This window comes from Pseudomonas brassicae, assembly GCF_010671725.1.
GTDB classification, from domain to species: Bacteria; Pseudomonadota; Gammaproteobacteria; order Pseudomonadales; family Pseudomonadaceae; genus Aquipseudomonas; species Aquipseudomonas brassicae.
Genome location: NZ_JAAHBU010000540.1, coordinates 1 through 4,568 on the forward strand (window position 1 = coordinate 1; position 4,568 = coordinate 4,568).

The following is a 4,568-nucleotide window of genomic DNA, read 5'->3' on the forward strand; positions in this document are numbered from 1 at the left end:
CCACCTCCGCCACCCGACCTCCCGCTGCCTGATACAACACACCTCCCCGATTCACGCTGCCTCTGATCACAGCCCGCGAGCCCTCTTCGCACGCATTTTCCTTGCAAGCAAAAACGTTATGTTATAACAATGTGCGCCGCCTGACTTCAGCGAATCCGGGTATGTCCATCTGTCAGCTTGAAAAGGAGATCAAATGAAGGGCCACGCATCAGGGACCGTCGTCTGGAGCAAAACACTGCTGGCCAGCGTCGTCTCAGCCAGCCTGGCGTCATTGCCGGCGCAGGCGCAGGAGCGACCTCACCGCGACATCCACGAGCTGGATGCACTCAACGTCACCGCCGCGCCGCTGAACAATGCCTTCGAAGTCAACGCCGGTGCCTTTGGCGCCAAGGACACACTGGAAATTCCGCTGGCCATCCAGAGCTACAGCACACACACCCTGGTTGAAACCTCGCCGCGCAGCGTACGCGATGTACTGGCGCTGGACCCTTCGGTGCTCAACTCTTCGTACGGGGGCGGTTTCGACAATTTCCGCCTGCGCGGCTTTGCTATGGACAACTTCAACACCATCCGCCGCGACGGGCTGGCACTCGCGCCCCACTACGACGTGCCAATGGAACTGGTCGAGCGGGTCGATGTGCTCAAAGGGCCTTCCGGGTTTCTCTACGGCTTCAACTCACCCGGCGGCACGATCAACTACATCCCCAAGCGCCCTACACTCAAGCCCTTCACCGACCTCAGCGTACAAGGCTCATCGCTGCTGGGGCGCTACGTCGCCGTGGACACCAGCAATGCGCTGGCCGACGGCGCCATGGGCTATCGCCTGAATGCCGGTTACGAAAAAGTCGGCGACTTCAACCATATGGGTGATGTGGAGCGCAAATTCCTCGGGCTGGCGACCGACTTCAGGCTCAGCGACCGTGCGCTGCTGCAGCTCAATGCCGACTGGACCTGGCGCAGCGCGATGTCCGACCCGCTGCTGCGTGCCGACCAGAGTGGCCGGGCGAACCGGCTGGATCCGTCCAGCTATGTACTGCCGCCGCGCATCGATCGGCGCGATGCGCTCTCACCGTCCTGGTACCGCCACGATACCGAGGCCTACAACCTCGAGGCCAAATTCGACTACACCCTCAACGAGGACTGGACGTCGGTGACCCAGGCCAACTACTCGCAAAACCAGCGACATGGCGGCTACGTCGATCTGTTCGACATCCAGCCCAACGGTGATATCGGCTTTGCCGACCTGTACCAGTCGCGCGGCGAAGTATTCAGTACCTGGTCATTGCAATCCTATCTGGCCGGCAAGCTGCTCACCGGCAACCTCTACCACGACCTGTTCGTGGGCGCCTCCTACCGCCAGTTCCGCGACAAGAGCCCGTACTGGGACCTGGTGGAAAGCACGGGCGGGGTAAGCGTGGGCGACATCTCGGTGGGCAATATCCGCAACCCGGTGCAACCACCGCACTGGGACTTCGGCGCCGAGCAAGACACCGACTTCATCTCCAGCATCGAGGAACGCTCGCTGTTCGCCAGCGACCTCATCTTGCTGACCGAGCAGTTCCAGGTACTGCTGGGCGGACGTTATATCTGGTACTCGGCGCGGGAGCTGTCGGCCACTGCCCTGCCCCAGGATGAAAACGTGTTTGTCCCCACTGGCGCGCTGATCTTTCGCCCCAGCGAACACGTAATGACCTACATCAGTTATTCACGCGGCTTCGAAAAAGGCGACTACGCGCCTTACAACGCGGTCAACGCCAACCAGCCCACTGCAGCGATCGAGTCCGAGCAGTACGAGATCGGCCTGAAGGCTGACCTCAATCAAGCCCTGAACCTCGGCGTCGCGCTCTTTGATATCAAGCGCGACGCCAGCTACCTGAACGCCGGCAATGTGTTTGTCAGCAATGGGCGTTTTCACCATCGCGGCGTGGAGCTCAACGCCACCACCCAGGTCGCTGCCGCCTTGACCCTGATGGGCAACGCCGCCTACCTGCAAACCGAACTGCAAGACGTGGACGACACCGGCACCGACGGCAAACGCACGGAAGGGGTACCGCGCTGGAAAGGTGCTGTCGGCGCACGCTATGCCTTTGCCCAAGTACCGGGGCTGGCCGCAGACAGCACCCTCAGCTACGTCGGCAGCCGCCCGGTCGACGCGCAGAACAGCGGCTTCGTGCCGGGTTACACGCTGTGGGACGCCGGGGTGAGTTATGCCACCCGGCTCGGCGATACCCCCACCACGTTCCGGCTGCAGGGCAAGAACCTCGCCAACAAGTACTACTACTCGGGCGTGTACTACAGCGGTGGCCTGGAAGTGGGCCGTGAGCGCGAAGTATTCCTGTCCGCCAAGTTCAGCTTCTGACCGGGAGCACAGCCCCACATGGACGTCACACCCTTTACGCTGACCGCTCACCAGCACCCGTTGGTGCGTGCACTGCTGCGCGAAAACGCCGACACCGTGGCAGCGCTGGTCACTGGCCTGGGCTCACCGTTGCACATCGTGCTCCCCCAGGTCTTTACCCAGAATGCATTGCAGCTTCAAGCCGTCTTCGACGCACTGGGCGTAAGCCACACCCTGCTCTACGCCAAGAAAGCCAACAAGGCCCACTGTTTTGCCAACGCCTGCAGCGCACTGGGCATGGGCGTCGATGTGGCCAGCAGTGCAGAGCTGAGCAAGACCCTCGCCGCCGGCGTGACTGGCAGCATGATTGGCGTTTCGGGGCCTGAAAAAACCGACGCGCTGCTGAGCCTGGCGCTGTTACAGGGCTGCCTGGTTGCCATCGATTCACTCAGCGAATTGCAGCGTGTGGTGCAACTTGCCGGCAAGCTCCGCCGCGCGGCCCGAGTGCTGTTGCGCTGCCGACCGCACAGCCAGCCACACAGCCGTTTCGGCTTGACCGAGCGCGAGCAGCAGGCGGCGCTCGACTACTGCATCCAGCAGCAGCGCGCGGTGGTTCTGGAGGGGTTCGCGTTTCACCTGAACGGGTACTCGACGCAAGAGCGCGCCCGGTCTGCCAGTGCCCTCATCGATCTGTGCCTGCATGCACAGGCCCGCGGGCTGGCGACGTGCCGACAGGTCGACCTGGGCGGCGGCCTGCCGGTGCAGTATGTCGCGCCTGCGCAATGGACGCGCTTCCTGCAGCAGGATGAGCCGGCGCACTACCACGCCAACCGATCCTTCGGCGGCTTCTACCCCTACGGCGTGGCCAGGCCAGGTGCACTGGCCCTGCGTGATGTACTGACGCACCCGCTGGAGGCTGGCACGAGCCTGGCGCACAAGGCGCGAACCCATGGCATTCAGTTCATTCTGGAGCCGGGCCGGGCCTTGCTCGACCAGGCCGGTCTCACCCTGTTCAGCGTGCAGGGCATCAAGGCGCGCCAGCACTACTCGATCATCACGGCCCAGGGCAGCAGCCTGAGCCTCTCCGAACAATGGTTCAACAGCGAATACCTGCCCGACCCGTTGCTGCTCGGCCATCGACCGGCAAGTGCCCAACCGTTCCTGGCCTGTGTGGCGGCCTCGACGTGCCTGGAAAGCGACATGCTCACCTGGCGCAAGATCGCCTTCCCCTGCCCGGTGCAGCGCGGCGATCGGCTGGTGTACCTGAACACCGCCGGCTACCAGATGGATGCCAACGAATCGCCGTTCCACGAGGCCGAACTGCCCCTGAAGGTCGCCATCGAGCTGAGCCAGCAAGGGCCCGGACTGCACTGGCAACTGGACCGTTCCCCGTCCCAATTCACCTGAAGCAGCAAGGAGCCAGACATGCCGCAAACGCAGCAGATACAAGCCCCGCCCAGCGAACTGTGGGTACTGTCACAAAGCGATTTCGACGACCTGGGCGTGAGCTACGAACAGGTTCTGCAAATCGTGCAACGCGCGTTTGTCGCCCTGCGTGAAGGCGACTCGCACAACCCGCTCAAAACCCTCGTGCAGCCCGCCGACCAGCGCTCCATCGCCTACTCGATGGTCGGTCGTGACGGCGCCAGCGACACCCTGGGGTTCAAGGTGGTGTACGAGTTCGACCCGCAGCGCACGCGCAACGCCTATCGGTTTCACTCGTTCATCTTTCTGTGCGACGACGTTACCGGCCAGCCTATTGCGCTGATGGACGTGGTCAAGCTGGGCCCCTTGCGCACCTCCGCCACCTCCGCCCTCATGGCCCGTGCAGCCCACCCCCAGGCGCGCAGCGCGCTGGTGGTCGGCACCGGCGTGCAGGGGCAGATTGCACTGCCCATGCTGCTGGCCGCACTACCGGGGCTTGAACGCCTGATGGTCTACGGCCAGCACCCGGCCGGGCTGCAGGCCGTGCAGGATGCGGTGCGTCGCCTGCACCCGCAGCGCCGGTGGAAATCGTGACCGACCTCCAGGCGGCGGCCGGCCAGGCCGACATCGTGATCGGCGCGGCCGGCCTCAGCGCCCGGCAGGCGGTACACCGGGCATGGCTGAAACCTGGGGCAGCGGTGGTGCTGCTCGGTTACGGTATCGATGCCGACGTACTGCACGGTGCCGATTACCGTATCGCCACCGACAGCGACCAGATGCGGTGACCTGCGGCGATCTGGCCACT

The 4,568-nt window shown here is 63.8% G+C and carries 4 protein-coding genes; all 4 read left to right on the plus strand.

The features are described from left to right. Positions 1–193: 193 nt before the first annotated feature. Genes G3436_RS25785 through G3436_RS28090 form a run of 4 tightly spaced genes read left to right on the plus strand, consistent with a single transcriptional unit; the run spans position 194 to position 4,548 of the window. The gene (locus G3436_RS25785) at positions 194–2,359 is read left to right on the plus strand and encodes a TonB-dependent receptor (RefSeq protein WP_163951060.1); all 2,166 of its coding nucleotides are present in this window, start codon (positions 194–196) and stop codon (positions 2,357–2,359) included. Between the two features lie 18 nt (positions 2,360–2,377). Beyond that, the gene (locus G3436_RS25790; protein ID WP_163951063.1) at positions 2,378–3,745 is read left to right on the plus strand and encodes a type III PLP-dependent enzyme domain-containing protein; all 1,368 of its coding nucleotides are present in this window, start codon (positions 2,378–2,380) and stop codon (positions 3,743–3,745) included. Positions 3,746–3,763: 18 nt separating this feature from the next. Further along, positions 3,764–4,357: a hypothetical protein gene (locus tag G3436_RS25795; protein ID WP_243667329.1), complete on the plus strand. Its 594-nt coding sequence runs from the start codon at positions 3,764–3,766 to the stop codon at positions 4,355–4,357. Further along, positions 4,354–4,548 (plus strand): hypothetical protein, encoded by a 195-nt coding sequence (locus G3436_RS28090; RefSeq protein ID WP_243667330.1) that lies wholly within the window; start codon positions 4,354–4,356, stop codon positions 4,546–4,548. The genes G3436_RS25795 and G3436_RS28090 overlap by 4 nt, the downstream gene beginning before the upstream one ends. Positions 4,549–4,568 lie beyond the last annotated feature (20 nt).